Below are 19,446 nucleotides of genomic sequence, written 5' to 3' on the forward strand. Positions count from 1 at the left end.
GGGGTACGGCAACGATTAATGCAAAAAACAGCCACAAGACAGCATTTTCCATTTTTAATGAACAGTAAATCAAAAATGGAACTACTATTTTGTGGCTGTTATGACGTACTATATGAAAGAGACGACATAACTGAATCTTGAAAGTATGTTACCTCAACTCTACAAGGGGTACAGCCGACATATACTCGTTATCTATACTAAGAGAACAAGAAACGAGTAATCTGAACCTATTGCACATTGTATACATATAATCTTCGTAACCACCATTTGACCCAATAAAATAGTGCTCTTAATTATAATTTTAATCAAGGTTAAAATGAACGTGGAAAGACCGACTTGACTAAAATTATAATTAAGAAATAGCAGTGATAGGGTCCAATGGCTAAGTATGCAAATACTTTGTGTACTTTAAGCACAAGGTATTGTTTTTTATTAAACAACGTACAAAACTTTGATTTTTAGCTTCTATGTGTACTATCAATACTATGGTTTTTTCTAATATAGTTAATGTGTAAAAATAGGCCACATTATGGATATTAATTCCAACATGTGGCTATAGTTGTTGAATGATATATAAATAATCCTTACTATATAACCAACATTTTCCTAAAAGAACGTACTTTAATACTGTTAATATTTCTCTACCATTGTCACTTATAGTTTATAATCTTTTTTTATTATAGCTAATATAACATCATCCTCAAACTTGCCTTTCATAATGCTTCGTTCTCTAACAATACCCTCTTGAAGAAAGTTAGCCTTTTTTAAAGCTTTTACAGAAGCATCATTACCGAGGGTTACAGTAGCTTCTACCCTATTAAGGTTCATAACCTCAAATCCAAATTTCACTAAAATCTTTATAGCTTCAGTTGCATAGCCTTTATTCCATTCATCACGATTAAAGCCATACCCAATCTCACTTCTTCTTGAATTATCATCAAAATCAAATAAGCAGCAATATCCAATGATCTTATCATCATTCTTCCTTGCAATTCCCCAGGTAATCTCTTCTTTATTTTGAAATTCCTCTTTGTACTGATTTATTTTAGAAAGTGCATCCTCCTTAGTAGCCATTGGTTTGTACCAATCATATTTAGCAACTTTAGGATCACTATAAATTTTAAATATATCGTCTACATCCTCTGGCGTTACTTCCCTATATATCACTCTTTCAGATTCCAATTCTGGAAATATGTCAAAACAAGATTTGTTAATTTTCATTTCCTGTGTAACATTACTATTTATCATTTAGTATCACTCCTTTTAATATTTAATGTATATTACTCTACATGAATTTACATTACCTGCTGTTAATTCCACCACTTCGGTTTTGCTTTTTAATTAGGAAAGTTCGCCCGAAACTACCAATATAACTTACTGTTTAGCAATATTATACCATAATATAACGTTTTTATAAATTTATAGATTCTACTAATATGGACTATATATGAAAACTGTCGCAATAAGGTATACCCTAATGACACTATCAAAATATGTTTCACTGGGGTTATAAAAAGGATATATGAAATGTTTCAAATTTAAATAGACTTGGTGCAACATCTATAAAACAATATATAGCCACATGTTGGATATTAATTCTAGCATGTGGCCGGTTTTTACTCGTATGTCGGCTGTACCCGCTATAGTCTTGATTAGTAAAAAAAGAAAGTTCACATAAACTATTTTTTTACTACTCCATCACTCCATAAAACAGTATATTTACCTTCTACGTTCGTAGGTTTTAAACTCAATGTATATATACCTAAAGGGCTTCCAACATCAAATGGAAGATATTCAAAATCAGGATTCTTATTAATGCCATTTTCACTATCTTTATTTGGCTTAACTTCTTGTTTTTTATTTAACTGTCCTTCTAAAAAATTTTCCGGATAAGTTAATTCTCTATAAGTTGTGCCATTTTCATTAATTACATATCCCTTAAACACAATTTCACCTTTAGAATTTGTAATTTGCCAGTCAACTTTCCCTTCCTTTAAATCAAAATCTATTCTTGAAAAAAAACCACCATTGGATTTAAGTTCATATTCGCTTGTTATAATTTCAGACTTTGATTTTGAAAAATCACCATTGTTTACTTTTAAATTTAATACTACACTCTTATTAGAACAAGATGTTAACAATAACAGTAAAGAAAAGAGTAAGTAGAGTACCCTAAAACGCTTATTCATATTTATCCTCCTCAAAAGTTTATTTCGATTATCTTCATAAAATAAAATTAAGTCATTGTTGAACTATCTCTTTTTTTCTTACTTTAATTTAGAATACATTAGTAATATTGACGGATATCTTTTCACTTTAAATCCGCACCACATTAACAGTGACGGCAATTGCATTAAGACTAAAATTAGAGTGGGTGATGTTAACGATATATTGAAATTGATCATAACAATTGTAAATGCAGAATTAAACCCATTAACATAAATCCAAAACTCAGATAAATGCTGTGGAATTACGGTTAAACTTTTACTATATGAAATAAATGTTATTAGCCATATTAAAGTGCCAATAATTGATGGTAGCGATACAGATAACAAGTCATATTTTTTTTGTTGTTTTAAATTCATTTTGTATCCTATAAAAAGATACATGAAAATTATAAGTATAAAAAATGTTATCTTTATAATTGTTATTATACTTAGAGAGTTTTCAAAATCGGTTACTAATATTCGAAAGGGAAAGAAAAATATAATAAAACTAACCATTATTACTAACAAATGAGCAATAAATGAATATAATAGATTTTTGTAATTTATAAAAATTCACCTTCTTTTCTAAATTTAGATTAATAATAATTTACTCTCAGTGATCATTATCAATATTATACCATTAATGGATATTAGTATTAAGTAACATTCAAATTTATATTTTATATCAAAATACAAAAAATCGTTGGTAATTAAGGAAAGTGAAAGTTACACAAGTGAGTTGTGTAACTTTCACTTTCTTTACTTTCTAAGGGTTTGCAGGTTTCGTATATAATTGTTGAATTGAATGTTACATAAATATATATTACACTAGTATTATGTTACTTTATATAATAAGTGAGTTGGAGGAATTTTAATGAATAGCGTTGAGCCAATTAGAAATATAAAAACAATAAAAAATATACGTTCAATTTTAAAAAGCCAGTCAGTAAGAAATGAATTACTTTTCATATTTGGAATTAATGTGGGTTTGCGAATTAGTGACATATTGAAATTGAAGATAGAAGATCTAGTAAAAACGAACTTTAAAACTGTAAAAGACTATGTAATTATTACAGAAAAGAAAACAGGTAAAACAAAGAAGTTTTATATCGGAGATATAGTAAAAAAGGTTATTGAAAATTACATAAAAGAATTACCTAACTTGGAAATGAGCAACTATGTTTTTCAAAGTAGAAAAGGTGAAAATATGCCGATAACAAGGCAGCAGACATATAGGATTCTTAATAATGCAGCTGAAATGATAGGTCTTGTAGAAAAAAGCGAAAAGGGAGTTCTTATGTCTGGAGAAATAGGAACTCACACCCTTCGTAAAACTTTTGGCTACCATGCATATCAAAATGGATCCTCATTAGAATTACTTATGGATATATTTAATCATTCATCAAAGACACAGACTTTAAGATATATTGGAATTACCGAAGAACAAAAGAAAGAAGTTTATTTACGATCTAATTTAGGGTAGTGGAAAGGCTTTTGGTGCTATGTGGGAATATCTATATCCAAATCTTAATATTGCCATTTTACCAAAATGGTAATGAATCTATGTGAAAAATATTATAAACTAGAAATAGTTTAGCTAGTAAGTTAAAAAAGGAGTGGTGTTTAAATGAATATAATTATGAGGTGTTTTTTCAACTAAAGTGGAGGGATAAGAATGTATTATTCATCTATTCCTCCTATCAAATGCGCGGTTTTCTAAAACTGTGTAACAGTATTATTTTACTGTGAAATAATGATAATTTATATTAGGAGGATGAAAAGATAATGAAAAAGACAGTATTACTATTTTTATTAAGCAATTACGCCGATTGGGAAGCCGGTTATGTAGCTGCCGAATTGAATTGTGACGATGATAGCAACCCTTATTGCATTAAAACCATCAGCTTATCGAAGGAACCAGTGCACTCAATCGGAGGAATTAAGGTATTACCGGATTATTCTCTGGAGGCAGTACCTGAAGATTATGAAGCGCTAATACTGATTGGAGGTACAGGCTGGCGGACATCTGAGTCCAATAAAATTGTACCTTTGGTAAAAGCAACATTACAAAAAGGCAAGCCTATTGCAGGAATTTGTGATGGGTCTGTCTTCCTGGCAAAGCATGGGTTTCTTAATGGTGTTAAGCATACTTCAAATGATTTAGAGGACTTAGAAAAATACGCTACCAAGGAATATACCAATGCGCAGGGTTATGTAAACGAACCTGCTGTGATGGATGGCAACATTATAACTGCTAATGGATCAGCACCTCTTGAATTTGCCAGACTCATTTTCAGCAAACTCCATCTAGATTCTGAGGAAGTTATAAAGCGGTGGTATGATTTTAATAAACTAGGTAAAATTGAGTTCAAAAAAATGCATGCTATAGATTTATAGAAGAATATGTATATTATCCTAAGCAAGCTTATTATAGATTACTTAGGGCACAATATTACTATCTTATTGAACAATTAAAGCCACATACTGGATTAATATCTAATCCAGTATGTGGCTCACTTTCGTGTATGCCGGTTGTATCGGTACATTCCTTAACGTTGTAAATCCGCATAATGTTGGCGGTACCCCATAGCCATCAATCTAAGAAAACTCTATAAAAATCCCCCCCCCCATTTGTAAAAATGTTATCATTAAAGAGACAATAAAAAGACAACGTGGGGGGGATTATGCATGACAGAAAGAAAAAATTTAAAATTGGAAGAAGATATAAAGATTTTTTCAGATGAACTAAAACTCTGTTTTTCAAAAGAGGAGATTGAACAAGTCGCGAGAGAGACGGGTTTTGTCAAAAGAAAAAGTAAAATTAAAGCATGGGAATTCGTTTGCTTATGCTGCTTTATGGATGTAGAAGTTGCGAATAATACACTTGTTACCTTATGCACAAAACTTAGTGAAAAAACAGGCATACTTGTTTCCAGTCAGGAATTAGACCAACGTTTAAATGAAAGATGTGTAAAGTTTTTGAAGAACCAGAAAGTTATAAAGATATTTATCCTGGATCTGGTGGATGTTCTCAAGCTTCAGGTGTAAAAATACAACTAGAATATGAATTAAAATCTGGAAATCTTCTTAATATACAAGTAGGAGCTGGCTCTGGAAGTGACAATACTTTTGGAAGCAAAATAAGAGAAACTATCAAAGCCGGAGATCTTATTTTAAGAGACCTTGGATATTTCAACTTTGAAGATTTTTTGGACATAGAAAAAAGAAAAGGCTTTTATATATCAAGACTCAAACCTAATATAGCAGTGTATATAGAAAGTAATGATATAGAGTATTACAAGAATGGTACTCCAAAAAAATCAAGCCTTTTTAAAAGAATCTATATTTCTGACATAATGAAACAAATGAGTGATGGAGAACATTATGAACTTAAAGATGTCTATATAGGTCAAGGTAAAAAGCTAAAAACCAGGCTTATTTTATATAAACTAACAAATGAGCAATTGAAAAAGAGGTCAGAAAAAAGTAAAAAGAATGCTAAAAAGAAAGGTATAGAAAAAAGCGATAATACGATTGGATTATTAGGAATATCTATGTATATAACAAATATTGAGCAAGAAGTTTTAAGTGCGAAGCAAGTCTATGAGCTCTATGCGTTACGCTTACAAATAGAAACAATTTTTAAAACGTGGAAATCCATATTTCATATACATGCTGTAAAGCAAGTTAAGATAGAGCGGTGTAAGTGTCAGCTTTACGGGAAACTTATTTTGCTACTTTTAAGCTCTGCTGTAATGTTTAAAATGAGAACTTTGGCAATAAAAAATAAAGAACTTGAAGCCAGTGAAATGAAGGTTTCTGAGATAGTTCATGAATATATTGATAGACTATACGGGGATCTTATAAAGTTTCCTAGTAAAACTTTCAATAACGTAAAGTCAGTATTTGAAAATGTAGTTAAAAATGGCCTAAAATCTCATAAAAAGGACAAAAAAACTGTTTTTGATATTCTCGGAGTATGTTATAAACAGATGTCAGCAAATGTTAAATTTGCAGCATAAATCAAATTAATAAGATCATAAAATTCCTACTGTATACGTGGTTTTTTTGGTGCGCCATAAAATTGTTCAAATAACAATATACACTTACAATATATCATTCAAATTCATAAAAGGAAAATTAATAGTAAAAAAATGTAGAGGATAACAATCCAATATTGTTTAATATGGCTTAGCTTGATGGCTATGGGGTCTCGCCAACATTTCTCTGAATCACACCAACAGAAATTAAAAATGTCTAAAGCTAACTAATATCAATACATACACTAATCCAATATATCTACTGAAAATGAGTTTAGCATCAATCTAAGAAAAAGAAAAAAGGCATTGCTGCCTTTTGGGTTGGTATACAATATACGAAAATTACGTAATAATTTACGAACAAATCTATCTTTCCGATAACAATTCTAACGCTTCATTAGCCATCGTCAAAATATTATGCTGAACGTCATATGCATTTTTCAAATCTTCTTTATTATACCATTTAAGTAAATTAGATTCACCATCTCCTGGTATTGTATCAAAAGATTTTGCAGTTGCATAATAAACAAAGTCTATATGATAATGTTCTGGATTTATTTCACCGAAAATTGTGTACATGGGATTTATTAACAATTTTTCTCCTACCAATTCGCATGAATTCTTAAGTTGGTTATTTATTGGATTGTATAGATTTATTTTTAAACCTGATTCTTCTTGTGCTTCACGAATACATGCCTCTTCTGGCAATTCATTCAATTCGATATGTCCACCTAAAGGAAGTATTTTTTTAGCCTTTTTATGTAAATGTAATAATACTTTATCCTTATATATTATAAATATGGAAACCGTAAAATGCCTATCCATCCCCTATCACTCCTCCAAAATTTTATACTGAATATTTCATCATAATTTACTGCTACGACTTAATCACTAGAAAAATTATACCATTAAACACCATTTTTACAAACTATAGTTTGATGCTAAAACAAACTACCCTACGTAAAGGTATACCATTACGTAGAGTCAAAATCCCAAAAATTGTGGTTGTAAAGTATAACAAAACAATTACGAACATCTACGTAAAGTATATTTACCCTTATGGAGATGTTCGTAATACCGCATCCATGAAAGAATATTGTGTATTTATTTTTTAAAATTATCTTTATCTTTGCTAAAAACGCCCCATAATCCTATACAAAAACCTAATATACCAATCAAACAAAATACAGCAAAAATTGGAGTCAAGCCAAACCAGTCTATATAAATTAACAATTTTGTAGAGCCATTTATAACGCCATATATTTTGTTACAATACAAACATACAAAAATTATAGTTATAATACCTATAGAACTTATAAACATACTAATACCACTAAAAATTATTTTTCTCATTTTTATTTTCTCCCCTCACACTTTCAATATTCATCAAAATATAATTAATTGATAAATAAGAAGGTTTTTCTTATTATATAATATATGGTATTATTATTAAAATATGTAAAGGAGTGTTGATAAATGAAAAAAGGTAAAAAAATTATTTCTCTTGCTATCGTAATGGCATTATGTATATCAACTAGTTCATTCACTGTATTCGCAAAAGACGTTACTTCAAGTTCTCTCAATGGCTATATCTATAGCCCAGTTAATGCCAAAACTGCAATCTCAGAGTCAGTAGGTCAAACTGTAGTATACCCAGACAAACATGACGATACAGAAAAAGTAGTACGTACAAAGGATGTCTTATATGATGGGATGTATGACAAAGACGGTAAACTAGCAAACATAGATAAGTCAAAATTAAAAAAAGCATTGTTAGATAGATGGAGTAAAGATTCTGTTACCAATAAATCAAATATTGATAATATAGATATGATAGTTAATGATGCAGCTAAAGAGGCTGCAAAAATTAAATCAGGCGAAACTACAGTTCAACCACTCTTAGGTGATACTTATTCATGGTCGACTTCACCTTATAGATACTCTAGCACTCCTATGGTTACATACTCGACAGCTTGGGTAGTGGAAGATAATTATCGTTCATCAGTTCCAATAGGTGTTAGTTACACGCAATCAATAAGCGTTCAACAGTCAGTAGGGTTTACCGGTGAAGCAGATATAAAAGTTGCGTTAGGATTTAGTTCCACAACTACTACAACACAAACAGCTTCATATACCCAGGGTGTTTCCATACCCGCATGGACAGTATGGGCAACTAGACCATATATTAACTGGAACAAAGATTTATATAAGGGATACCAAGATCACTATTTCTATGATCTAACTACTGGTAATTGGACACATATTTATAAATGGCTATACGGCGAAAATTATGTATCAACATCTAAAGTAAATCAATATTACTCAGCAACAAATAGTTCACACTCAACCACTGCAAGTACTCCAATGCCTCCAACCGGTCAACCATAAGCCATTATATAATAGCTGAAGGTTTCGGATTTGGAAATGAGCATATAGAAGATATGAAAATCAGATTTCAAAATAATACTTAACTAAAATAACCTAGGATTTAATATCTTAGGTTATTTTACTGTACTTATTCTTAAAAGGCGCACTAACAAGGTGATACTCCTTTTTCTTCTTTTTAAATATTTATATTAGTTAGATTTATGCTATTTTTTAATTCCTGTTGGTGTGATTCAGATAAATGTTGGCGAGACCCCATCAAGCTATGAATTTATATAAATTTCACTTGCACCTTACGCAACGTAATCATTTATAATTAAATTAATAAGCATTTAAACGCTAACAATTAAGTAAATGGAGGATGGTTGACACATGAATCAGAGTATAAATAGAATGCTAAGATTAAGACCATATAAATCATGCGATGCTAAATATATTGTGAAATGGATAGACAGCGAAGAAGATTTTGTGAAATGGTGTGCAAATAAAATAACATATCCTTTGACAGAAGAATCAATGAAAGAAACAAAAGAAAGTTTTGAAAATTATGAAAAAGGATGGCTATTTACTGCGTTGGATGAAGAGGGAGATCCTGTTGGGTTCATAGCAATGATGAATGCCAATTATGAAAATGAGAGTATACATGTTGGCTTTGTTATTACTGATTCATCAAAAAGAAATAATGGATTTGGAAAGCAAATGGTAAATCAAGCAATAAGATATGCCTTTGAAATATTAAATATGTCGAGGGTAACTTTAAAAGTTTTTGATAATAATCCAAGTGCTCATAGGTGTTATCAAAATGTGGGCTTTGTTGATGAAAAGTATTTGAAAAATGGATTTCCATATAAAGATAAAATGTGGGGATGCTATGATATGGCTATAGCAAAATTATCATACAGTGTATGAATATAAATTTAAGTTACTTAATTCGCTTTCTTCTTTTATTGTAAAACATCAAGAGCAGAAATGCTCTTTTTACTTTTTTTGCAAGAGTACCACAAACGGTCGTTTATGGTACTCTAGCAAAAAAAAATAAAGCAAGAGCATTTCTACCCTTGTTAATCTTTTATTCATTTTTTAAACCTAAAAATGTACTTATAATTGGAATCGCAATGTATAGATAAGGTTCTAATTTAATAGCCATACTATCATTAGAAGAAATTTCAATTACTGTTTTATTAGCAAGTTTATGAAAAATTTTGCTTATAATATTGAAAATAATCCAACCACAAATAGTTCCTATGGTATTCATTATTAAATCATTAATATCTGATGCACGATGTGGAACAAACAATTGACCAATTTCAATAATAATTGAAAATAATATTCCATTACATAATGTCGGTAATAATTTTCTATACTTTTTCCATAATGTTGGCAATAAAAATCCAAAAGGCATAAAAAATATTATATTAAGTATAGAAGAAATTTCAAATCCATCGTTAAAAGGTACTAAATTTATAATGGGATTAAATATTGGACTGTTTAATCTTGAAAGTCTTTGCCAGTCGCTCAAATAAGGAAATCCTACTACTTCTGTTAACGAAATCATAAGATATAATATAAAAAGATATCCAAAAAAGTAATGTTGCCATTCTATTTTCTTTTTAAGACTTTTACTATTTTTGTTTAAAAATATATTTAAAATAGTTATTAGAAAAATTGATATTATCATTGATATTATAAAACTTTTTACCATGAAAATCTTTCCCCCACCCTGGTTTAATTGTTATATATATATAACGATTGTAAAATATAAAACACTTCAAAATAAAATACGATTGTGAATTAACTTACAAGTAAAGTATAACAGTATGTATCATATGTCACTATTACTTAGAGTAAATTTTTTTAATAATCTATTAAAGTGGTTTTTATAAGAAGTGGCAGCTTTAAGTTAATAAAAAAAGCTTAAAGCATTACATAATATGGGAAGTGGCCCATTTTTACATGAATGGTTGCCGTACCCCATAATATCTTTTACTGCATCGCAAGTATCTTTAAAACTAATATCCTTAGCATAACTAAAATCCTTTTGATATACTTGCCAATGTTTTTTCATAGTATCATTGTGTTGAACCACTTGAATAATCGACTCATAGTTTTCAACGATATTAACTGAATTTCTCTTATTGGCAGTAGCATCTATTGCTGACTTTAACATACAACTTACTTTTCTTGTAGAAAAGCAAATGGTTTTATTCTTACTTGATTTCTTCTTTGTTGAAGTCGTAGTCACAGGTTTTTCTATAGTAATAGTTTTCTTACCAGCAAAAAATTTAGACTTTACTATATCTTTATTTTCAGGGGTTGATAGACATTTTTACGTCATTGCCATTATATGTTTTTCGGACAATCTGGCCCTTAAATAGCAAGGGGGGAGGGGGGGCGTTTAGACTAGAGAATTTGAACCTTTTTGCAAAAATGGATTATAGTATTCTTAAGATTACTTTTAGTCGTTATTTTCCATTTATATCAGTTCTCTATGAATTTAATATTCCCATAGTAGTCAATATTCAAAGCACTCCATTTTTACATACAATGTGCATTTTTACAAATATTATAATTGAAATTGTATCATTTGTATGATAATATTGTATGCAATACAGCATTTAGGAGGTTTTATATGCCAGTAAATTCTTTTGAAGATTATCCAATGACTTGGAAACCTGATAAATCCAAGCTTGGTTCACCATTATACCTATCCATTGCAAATTTGTTGGAATACGATATTATAAATGGCTACCTTGCTCCAACCATACAATTACCCCCTCAACGAGAGTTGGCAGATTATCTTGATATAAATCTCAGTACAATAACAAGGGCATTTAAAATATGTGAATTAAAAGGATTAATTTATGCCACTACTGGTAAAGGAACTTTTGTTTCACCAAATGCAGGTGCCTCTATCTCGTTAACAGATGGTGTAGTTGATAGCAATTGCATAAATATGGGAAATATACGACCACTTGATGAAACCAACTCCATTGTAGCAGAGGCAGCTAAAAATATTTTATCAAAGGGATATATTGATAAGTTGCTTAATTATTCCCTCCAGTTAGGTACTCCATCTCACAAAATGTATGCCCGAAGGTGGTTGCAAAGATATAATATTGATACGAAAATTGAAAACATTGTGATCACATCAGGTGCTCAAAATTCCTGTGCAATTTCTTTGATTTCTCTTTTTAATCCTGGAGATAAAATTGCAGTTGATAGATATACCTATGCTAATTTTATTGAATTAGCGTACACCCTTAATATCCAATTGGTTCCAATAGAAGGAGATCCTCTAGGAATGAACCCGGAGGAATTAGATATTCATTGTAAGTCAAGTAGCATACAAGGCATATATTTGATACCTTCATGTAATAATCCTACAGCAGTTCTGATGAATATGGAGCGTAGAAAAGACCTTTCAAAAATTATAAAAAAGCATAATCTTATCTTGATCGAAAATGACATTTATTCATTTCTTGCACCACAAAATTTTCACCCCATTACTTGTTTTATACCTGAACAATCCATTTACATATGCAGCGTCTCAAAATCTTTGTCTTCAGGTATGCGAGTAGCCTTTATGGTCTACCCTGAAAAATACGCTTCAAGAATAGCTCGTGGAATTTATAACATAAATATCAAAACATCAGCATTAAATGCTGAAATTATTACTGAACTAATTAGTACTGGAATGGCAGATATAATAGTTGAGGAAAAAAAGTCAATTTTAAAGGAACGAAATGATATTTATAAAAAATATTTTAAGATAGAAAATTCAAATGAAAATCCTATCAGTTTATTTAGGTGGCTTCCTTTGCAGAAAAAATATAATGCAAATCAATTTGAAAAGGATGCTTTAGCAAAGGGAATCTCAATATATCATTCAAATCGCTTCTTAGTTGGGAATTATAAAACAGAACAATTTTTGCGTGTTTCCATTTCATCCCCCGCTGATTCCAGTGAATTAAAAAAAGGATTAGAAATATTAAAAATTTATTTAGCTGAATTAACTGATAAAACAAATAATAATTCACTAATAATATGAACCTGCAAGAAAAGTTCCAAAATCTTTTCATAAATTATGTAAACCTTTAAGCTGATGTAGAATAAAATCAGTTTGAAGGTTTTATTTTTGGGAAGAAAAAACGAGAGTCTAGAAAAAAATAGAAGGTGGGAGCTCTCATTGGTAAACTTCTTATATGAATATCCAATAAAAGGCTCACCGATATCAATAAACTTATCAAAGATATTTGCGGGCTTGATATGTCCGATTCCACAAAATATCTACACGCCTAACCATAGGATTCTCACTGTTTTTTATTGACTTTCCTTTAATTAGGTGTGTAATGATTTAAGGGATAAATGGACATTTTCCAGCCACCAATCCCTTAAAATATTAATCTAAACTTTGCCAGTTTTTAGAGTTTACATGGAATTTGAAACGTATTCTTTAACTTTCCCTTTCTTTTTTTCTAACTTTACTAAGAAAGACCTGCTACAAACTTACCCATTTTTGAAAGCCCTTTTATAATATTTTCCTTCGATGTTGCATAAGATAATCTTACGAACCCTTCACCGCCAGGTCCAAATCCATTTCCTGGAACAACTATAACATGCTGCTCTTTCAATAGCTTAACTGCAAACTCTTCTGAAGAAAGTCCCGTTTTCTTAATATTTATAAATGCATAGAAAGCTCCCTTTGGCTCTTCACAAGAAATATTATCAATGCCATTTATAAGTCTGACTACAAGATCTCTTCTTTTCTTGTATTCTTTTATCATACTGTCTCTGACTTCTTGACTCCCTGTTATGGCTTCGACAGCTGCAAACTGTGAAACTGTGGTTACGGATGACACCACGTTTTCCTGCATCTTTGTCATTGCTGCAACAACATTCTCCGGGCCTGCAGTATATCCAACTCTCCAGCCAGTCATAGCATGTGACTTTGATAATCCATCTATAACTATAGTTCTTTCTATCATCCCAGGAAATGATGCTATACTTACATATTCTTCACCGGTATAATTTAGGTACTTGTACATTTCATCGGATATTACGTACAAATCCTTTTCTATAGCAAGCTCTGCTATAGCTTTTAGATTTTCTGCACTTGCAACTCCGCCTGTTGGGTTTGAAGGTGAATTTACAATAATCACCTTTGTCTTATTAGTAACAGCCTTTCTTAATTTATCTATATCGTACATAAATCCATTTTCTTCGAGCACTGTTACCAGTACAGGAACTGCACCACACTGAACAGCCATCCCATAATAATTTGTAAAGTGTGGATCGCTTATTATTATTTCATCCCTCAAATCTAAAATTGCAAGCATTGATAAATATAAAGATTCCATGGCACCTACAGTGACCATTATGTTTTCCAGCTTGTAATCAAAGCCTCTTCTGTTATAATCATCCCTTATAGCCTCACGAAGTGGTGTATATCCAACGTTAGGAGTATAGTGGGTTGCACCGTTTCTCAATGCAGTAACACCAGCTTCAATAATGTTCTCCGGAGTGATAAAATCAGGTTCACCTATAGCAAATGAAATAACATCCTCTAGTCCATCCGCCATATTTGCCATTTTTCATATTAATGATTGTGGAATGTCATTGCTTCTCTTTGAAATACCTAACATGTTTTTGTCTCCCTTCTATTTATTATTTGTGTATTTCTAGAACTTTACGTTAAAGCGTTTTTTATATTGTGTTGCTAATTCATTACGGAAATTTGGATGTGCAATATTAATTAATGTGCTTGCTCTTTCCTTTAGTGATTTCCCCTTCAATTCCGCTATACCGTATTCCGTTACTATATAATCCACGTCGTGTCTTGAAGTAGTGACCGCTGCACCGTGGTCAATATATGGCACAATCTTTGATATTATGCTTCCATCCTTAAGAGTTGCAGTTGACGGCATAGCGATTATTGCTTTTCCTAAACCATCAAGAGACATGGCTGCACCTCTGACGAAATCAACCTGTCCGCCCACACCCGAAAATTGCTTAGTTCCAATGGTGTCTGATACCACTTGTCCCAAAAAGTCCACCTGCATGCAAGCATTTATGGATATCATTTTTGTATTTTGAGCTATAATCATAGGATGATTTACATAATCTGCTGGTTTCAGTAAAACAACAGGATTATGGTTTACAAAATCATATAGACTTTTATCTCCCATAATAAATGTGCCTACTAATTTACCTTTATCTATTCCCTTTTCCGAACCATCAATGGCTCCTGCCTTATATAGATCTACTATGCCGCTTGATATCATTTCGGAATGGATACCAAGATGTTTTTTATCTTTAAGTTGTGCAAGTACTGCATCAGGAATAGCACCTATTCCAAGCTGGAGTGTTGAACCGTCTTCAACAAGAGATGCACAGTACTTACCGATAGTTGCTTCAACCTCATCAATTACAGGAGCCTTTATCTCTGCAAGTGGATGAGAAGTCTCAATAAGCTTATCTATTTCACTTACATGAATAAGGGTATCCCCATATACGTATGGCATCTGGTCATTAACCTCTGCGAGAACTATTTTGGCCTGCTTCGCAGCTTCCATTGTATAGTCGCTTGAAACCCCTGCACTACAATATCCGTTTTCATCAGGCGGCGATACCATAACCATAAGCACGTCTATATTAATTATGCCTTTTCGTAGGTTAAAAGGTACCTGATGAAGAAACACAGGGACAAAATCTGCATCTCCTTCATTAATGGCTCTTCTTGTTCCTGCTCCTGCAAACCAGCACCTAACATTAAAGTGTTCCTTGTTTTCAGGGAGGGCATACTCGCCCTTCCCCATGGAAACCATATGAGATATGGTTACATTCTTGTAGCTTTCCTTGTTTGCCACCATGGCCGCAACAAGAACCGGTGGTTCTGCTGCTGCGTGACCAAGTATCACAGTATTTCCGGATTTTATCAACTTAACCGCTTCCTCTGCCGTGGTTAGTTTTTCTCTGTATATCTCCTTGACCACCATAAAATACCTCCTATTCATTATAGCTTTTTTCAAGTCTTACATAGCTTTTGTAATGTTCATCTGCTGCCTTTTGTGCTTCAGCAAACAATTTTTCTGCCAACTCTGGGTATTTCATTTTAAGTGATGCGTAGCGAGTTTCTCCATCAAAGAATTCCTTTACATGTTTTGTAGGTGCTTTTGAGTCTAATGTGAATGGCTTTTCCCTTTTATCCGGATTAAACCTATACAGCGTCCATAATCCAGCGTCAACTGCTTTCTTCATTTCATTCTGTACATTACTCATTCCAGCTTTAATACCATGTGAAATACAAGGTGCATACGCAATTATCAATGATGGACCTTTATGCTCTTCTGCCTCTGTTAAAGCCTTAATTAGTTGATTACGATCTGCACCCATTGCAACCTGAGCAACATATGTGTTTCCGTAAGTCATCATCTGTCTTCCGAGATCTTTCTTTTGTGTCTTCTTACCAGAATCCGCGAATTTAGCATTTGCTCCTATTGGTGTAGCCTTTGAAGCCTGTCCACCTGTATTTGAATATAGCTCTGTATCAACTACAAATATGTTTATATCTTCTCCTGATGCAATAACATGGTCAAGCCCTCCAAATCCGATGTCATATGCCCATCCGTCTCCGCCAAACAACCAAATGCTCTTTTTTGTAAATTGGTCTCTGTGAAGAAGCATATTTTCTGCAATAGTCTTTGCTTCGCCATCTAGCTTGGCATCCTTTAATGCTTTGGACATAGCTTCACTTGTTGGGTCTGAGCATCTTAGGCTGTCAAATGTTTCTAGCCATTCATTTATAGCCTTTTCAAGTTTTGTTTCCTTTACCATAGTAAGCAAATTCAAAGCCTGCATTTTAACACCGTTTCTTCTTTGCTTTACTCCTAGGAACATTCCAAGACCTGCTTCTGCCTGATTTTCAAACAGTGAACATACATAACTTGGTCCATGACCCTTTTTATTTGTTGTATATGGGAAAGATGGCATTGCAGCCGCCCAAGCCATTGAACAACCGATTGCATTTACCCAGTAAGCCTTATCTCCATAAAGCTGAGTGATTAATTTAGCGTATGGTGTTTCTCCACATCCTGCACATGCACCGCTAAATTCAAGAAGCGGCTGACGAAACTGGCTTCCCTTTACTGTCTTAACGTCAAATAAATCTCCCTTATCACTTATATTTAAAGCATAATCCCAGTTTGTTGTATCTTTAATCCAATCTCCTGCAACCACCATTTTAAGTGCCTTTTCCTTTGCAGGGCAAGATGCTGCACAGCTGCCACAACCTGTACAGTTAAGGGTGCTTACTTGAAGAGTATAATTCATTCCATTTGCTGCTGCTCCATTTGCATCAATTAATGAAAAGTTTTCCGGCGCGTTATTTACTTCCTCAGCATCCAGCAGGTAAGGTCTAATAGCAGCGTGTGGACATACGTAGGAACACTGGTTGCATTGAAGGCACTTGGACGCATCCCAAACAGGAATTTCTGTTGCAATTCCTCTCTTTTCAAATGCTGTTGTTCCCATTTTGAAAGTTCCATCTTCATGGCCTATAAATGTACTTACAGGAAGATCATCTCCCCTCTGTCTATTTACAGGGATTACGATATTCTTAATCATATCTGGAAGATCTTCATCCATTGTATTTTCAACCTTTGCACTGCTCCAACTTTCTGGAACATTTACCTTGATAGGACTAGTAATGCCACTATCAACAGCATTTAAGTTCATATTTACAACCTTTTCGCCCTTCTTTGCATAGGTCCTTTTTACTGCTTCCTTCATGTACTTAACTGCGTCCTCAATAGGAATGACTTTTGTCAATGCAAAGAATGCAGCCTGAAGAATCATATTAGCTCTATTGCCAAGACCTAACTCATTAGATATCTTATTTGCATCTACTATATAGAAGTTAATATTGTGGTCTGCGATATACTTCTTTACGTTTAAAGGAAGTCTGTCTGTTAATTCTTCTTCCTTCCATGAGCAGTTAAGCAGGAATGTTCCGCCGTCCTTTATTTCGTGAATCATGTCATACTTATCAAGGTATGTTTCGTTGTGACAAGCAAGGAGGTCTGCTGCTTTAACAAGATAAGTTGAACGAATAGGGTTCTTGCTAAATCTTAAGTGAGACTTAGTAATACCATATGATTTCTTTGTATCATATTCAAAATATGCCTGAGTATACATATCAGTATGATCACCGATAATCTTTGCTGAATTCTTATTGGCACCGATAGTTCCGTCAGAACCAAGACCCCAGAACTTGCAAGACACTGTGTCTCTAGACTCAGTAACTATCGGTGTGCTTGAGTCAAGTGACAAGAATGTAACATCGTCAACAATACCTATAGTAAAGTTATTCTTTGGCTCATCATTTTTTAGGTTATCAAATACAGCTTTGATCTGTGCAGGATTTGTATCTTTTGATGAAAGACCATAACGACCGCCATAAATTTTTGGTGCATTTTCATTATTTGTATAAGTTGCGCAGACATCAACATATAAAGCTTCACCTATACTTCCTGGCTCCTTTGAACGGTCAAGAACGGCAATCTTCTTTACTGTGTTTGGGATAGCCTTTAGAAAATATTCAACACTAAAAGGTCTGTATAGGTGAACCTCAAGAAGACCAACCTTTTCGCCCTTGTTATTTAAATATTCAACTGTTTCACGTGCAGTTTCACAAACGGAGCCCATAGCAACGATTAGTCTGTCTGCATCTTTTGCACCGTAGTAATTAAACAGATGATAGTCTCTTCCTGTAATCTTATTTATTTCTTCCAAGTATGCTTCAACTACTTCAGGAAGCCCATCATAATGTGGATTGTTAGCCTCTTGATTCTGGAAGTATACATCAGGACCCTGTACAGTAGTTCTAATCGATGGGTGCTCTGGATTCATAGCTACTGCACGCCAAGCTTCAAGAGCATCAATGTCAACAAGCTTTGTAACCTTATCCAAATCAATCATCTCAATTTTTTGTACTTCATGAGAAGTTCTAAATCCGTCAAAGAAATGAATAAAAGGTATTCGTGCCTTAATTGCCGATAAGTGTGCTACACCTGCAAGGTCCATAACTGCCTGAACACTTCCTGATGCAAGCATTGCAAAACCGGTTGCTCTACAGTCCATTACATCCTGATGGTCACCAAAAATTGAATTAGCATGTGTACCTACAGATCTTGCTGCAACATGAAGAACTCCTGGATGTCTATGTCCAGCGATAATGTGAAGACAAGGTATCATTAACATTAAGCCCTGTGATGATGTAAAGGTAGTCGCAAGAGCCCCCGCCTCTAACGCTCCATGAACCGCACCACAAGCTCCAGCTTCTGATTGCATTTCTACTAATGTAACAGGCTGTCCAAACATATTTTTTCTACCTTCAGATGCCCATTCATCTGTCTTTTCCGCCATTGGCGATGATGGTGTTATTGGGTAGATACCTGCAACTTCAGTAAACTGGTAGGCTACTGTAGCGCAAGCTTCATTACCATCCATAGTTTTCATTACTTTATTATTACTATTCATAATTCTTACCTCCTAAATTGAATTCGACTAACTACAACTATTCGTTCTTTAAATACGCTATCAAACTCTGGCATCTTAATAGGACTCACCCCCGTTATTTTCATCTTTTCTGCAGTTTGCAAACCACTTTTGATTCTCTGAAATCATATATTTCAGCAAACCCTACTTTATTGTACAATTACGTACAATGTGCACTTCATATAAAGTTTATCAGCAATATTGTGTGTTTTAAATAGTAATATTGTATGTACTACAATGTTACTATTTATATTCTGCTA

General features: G+C 32.9%; 16 protein-coding genes. 7 read left to right on the top strand and 9 right to left on the bottom strand.

Features of this window, described 5'->3' with window-relative positions:
* Nucleotides 1-654: 654 nt before the first annotated feature.
* Entirely contained in the window at nucleotides 655-1,248 is a 594-nt protein-coding gene (locus G9F71_RS24650) for a GNAT family N-acetyltransferase (RefSeq protein ID WP_164952201.1), read from the bottom strand.
* A gap of 431 nt (nucleotides 1,249-1,679) precedes the next feature.
* The gene (locus G9F71_RS24655; protein WP_164952200.1) at nucleotides 1,680-2,189 is read right to left on the bottom strand and encodes a hypothetical protein; all 510 of its coding nucleotides are present in this window, start codon (nucleotides 2,187-2,189) and stop codon (nucleotides 1,680-1,682) included.
* A gap of 892 nt (nucleotides 2,190-3,081) precedes the next feature.
* Here G9F71_RS24655 and G9F71_RS24660 point away from each other — a divergent pair.
* The 4 genes from G9F71_RS24660 to G9F71_RS24675 all read left to right on the top strand — a co-directional run bounded on the left by G9F71_RS24660 (nucleotide 3,082) and on the right by G9F71_RS24675 (nucleotide 6,229).
* Nucleotides 3,082-3,690 carry a tyrosine-type recombinase/integrase gene (locus G9F71_RS24660; protein WP_164952199.1) on the top strand — a complete coding sequence of 203 codons (609 nt, stop codon included), beginning with the start codon at nucleotides 3,082-3,084 and terminating at the stop codon, nucleotides 3,688-3,690.
* Nucleotides 3,691-3,992: 302 nt separating this feature from the next.
* Nucleotides 3,993-4,604: a type 1 glutamine amidotransferase family protein gene (locus G9F71_RS24665; RefSeq protein ID WP_164952198.1), complete on the top strand. Its 612-nt coding sequence runs from the start codon at nucleotides 3,993-3,995 to the stop codon at nucleotides 4,602-4,604.
* Nucleotides 4,605-4,895: 291 nt separating this feature from the next.
* Complete coding sequence (locus G9F71_RS24670; protein ID WP_224626846.1) at nucleotides 4,896-5,255, top strand: hypothetical protein; 360 nt, start codon at nucleotides 4,896-4,898, stop codon at nucleotides 5,253-5,255.
* Complete coding sequence (locus G9F71_RS24675) at nucleotides 5,174-6,229, top strand: IS4 family transposase (protein ID WP_224626849.1); 1,056 nt, start codon at nucleotides 5,174-5,176, stop codon at nucleotides 6,227-6,229. The genes G9F71_RS24670 and G9F71_RS24675 overlap by 82 nt, the downstream gene beginning before the upstream one ends.
* A gap of 384 nt (nucleotides 6,230-6,613) precedes the next feature.
* On the opposite strand, the gene G9F71_RS24680 is transcribed toward G9F71_RS24675, so the two are convergent.
* Complete coding sequence (locus G9F71_RS24680) at nucleotides 6,614-7,072, bottom strand: NUDIX hydrolase (RefSeq protein ID WP_164952197.1); 459 nt, start codon at nucleotides 7,070-7,072, stop codon at nucleotides 6,614-6,616.
* 279 nt (nucleotides 7,073-7,351) lie between these two features.
* Nucleotides 7,352-7,600, bottom strand: a complete 249-nt coding sequence (locus G9F71_RS24685; RefSeq protein ID WP_164952196.1) for a hypothetical protein — start codon at nucleotides 7,598-7,600, stop codon at nucleotides 7,352-7,354.
* Between the two features lie 123 nt (nucleotides 7,601-7,723).
* On the opposite strand from G9F71_RS24685, the gene G9F71_RS24690 reads away from it, so the two are divergent.
* Both G9F71_RS24690 and G9F71_RS24695 read left to right on the top strand, forming a co-directional pair.
* Entirely contained in the window at nucleotides 7,724-8,635 is a 912-nt protein-coding gene (locus tag G9F71_RS24690) for a hypothetical protein (protein ID WP_164952195.1), read from the top strand.
* Nucleotides 8,636-9,004: 369 nt separating this feature from the next.
* Nucleotides 9,005-9,541 (top strand): GNAT family protein, encoded by a 537-nt coding sequence (locus G9F71_RS24695; protein ID WP_318011115.1) that lies wholly within the window; start codon nucleotides 9,005-9,007, stop codon nucleotides 9,539-9,541.
* A 160-nt stretch (nucleotides 9,542-9,701) separates the two neighbouring features.
* Here G9F71_RS24695 and G9F71_RS24700 read toward each other — a convergent pair whose 3' ends face one another.
* Both G9F71_RS24700 and G9F71_RS24705 read right to left on the bottom strand, forming a co-directional pair.
* Nucleotides 9,702-10,334, bottom strand: a complete 633-nt coding sequence (locus G9F71_RS24700; RefSeq protein WP_224626852.1) for a VanZ family protein — start codon at nucleotides 10,332-10,334, stop codon at nucleotides 9,702-9,704.
* A 198-nt stretch (nucleotides 10,335-10,532) separates the two neighbouring features.
* Nucleotides 10,533-10,874 (bottom strand): hypothetical protein, encoded by a 342-nt coding sequence (locus G9F71_RS24705; RefSeq protein WP_164952194.1) that lies wholly within the window; start codon nucleotides 10,872-10,874, stop codon nucleotides 10,533-10,535.
* Nucleotides 10,875-11,261: 387 nt separating this feature from the next.
* On the opposite strand from G9F71_RS24705, the gene G9F71_RS24710 reads away from it, so the two are divergent.
* Nucleotides 11,262-12,680, top strand: coding sequence for a PLP-dependent aminotransferase family protein (locus tag G9F71_RS24710; protein WP_164952193.1), 1,419 nt, complete (start codon nucleotides 11,262-11,264; stop codon nucleotides 12,678-12,680).
* Between the two features lie 436 nt (nucleotides 12,681-13,116).
* Here G9F71_RS24710 and G9F71_RS24715 read toward each other — a convergent pair whose 3' ends face one another.
* From G9F71_RS24715 to nifJ, 3 genes are all read right to left on the bottom strand, one after another.
* A complete protein-coding gene (locus G9F71_RS24715) occupies nucleotides 13,117-14,220 on the bottom strand; it encodes a pyridoxal phosphate-dependent aminotransferase (protein WP_164952192.1) in 1,104 nt (367 codons plus the stop codon).
* A gap of 90 nt (nucleotides 14,221-14,310) precedes the next feature.
* Complete coding sequence (locus G9F71_RS24720; RefSeq protein WP_164952191.1) at nucleotides 14,311-15,627, bottom strand: acetyl-CoA hydrolase/transferase family protein; 1,317 nt, start codon at nucleotides 15,625-15,627, stop codon at nucleotides 14,311-14,313.
* A gap of 10 nt (nucleotides 15,628-15,637) precedes the next feature.
* Nucleotides 15,638-19,168 carry a pyruvate:ferredoxin (flavodoxin) oxidoreductase gene (gene nifJ, locus G9F71_RS24725; RefSeq protein ID WP_164952190.1) on the bottom strand — a complete coding sequence of 1,177 codons (3,531 nt, stop codon included), beginning with the start codon at nucleotides 19,166-19,168 and terminating at the stop codon, nucleotides 15,638-15,640.
* Nucleotides 19,169-19,446 lie beyond the last annotated feature (278 nt).

Origin of the sequence: Clostridium sp. FP2 (assembly GCF_011065955.2) — a bacterium.
Lineage (GTDB): Bacteria > Bacillota > Clostridia > Clostridiales > Clostridiaceae > Clostridium_AD > Clostridium_AD tagluense.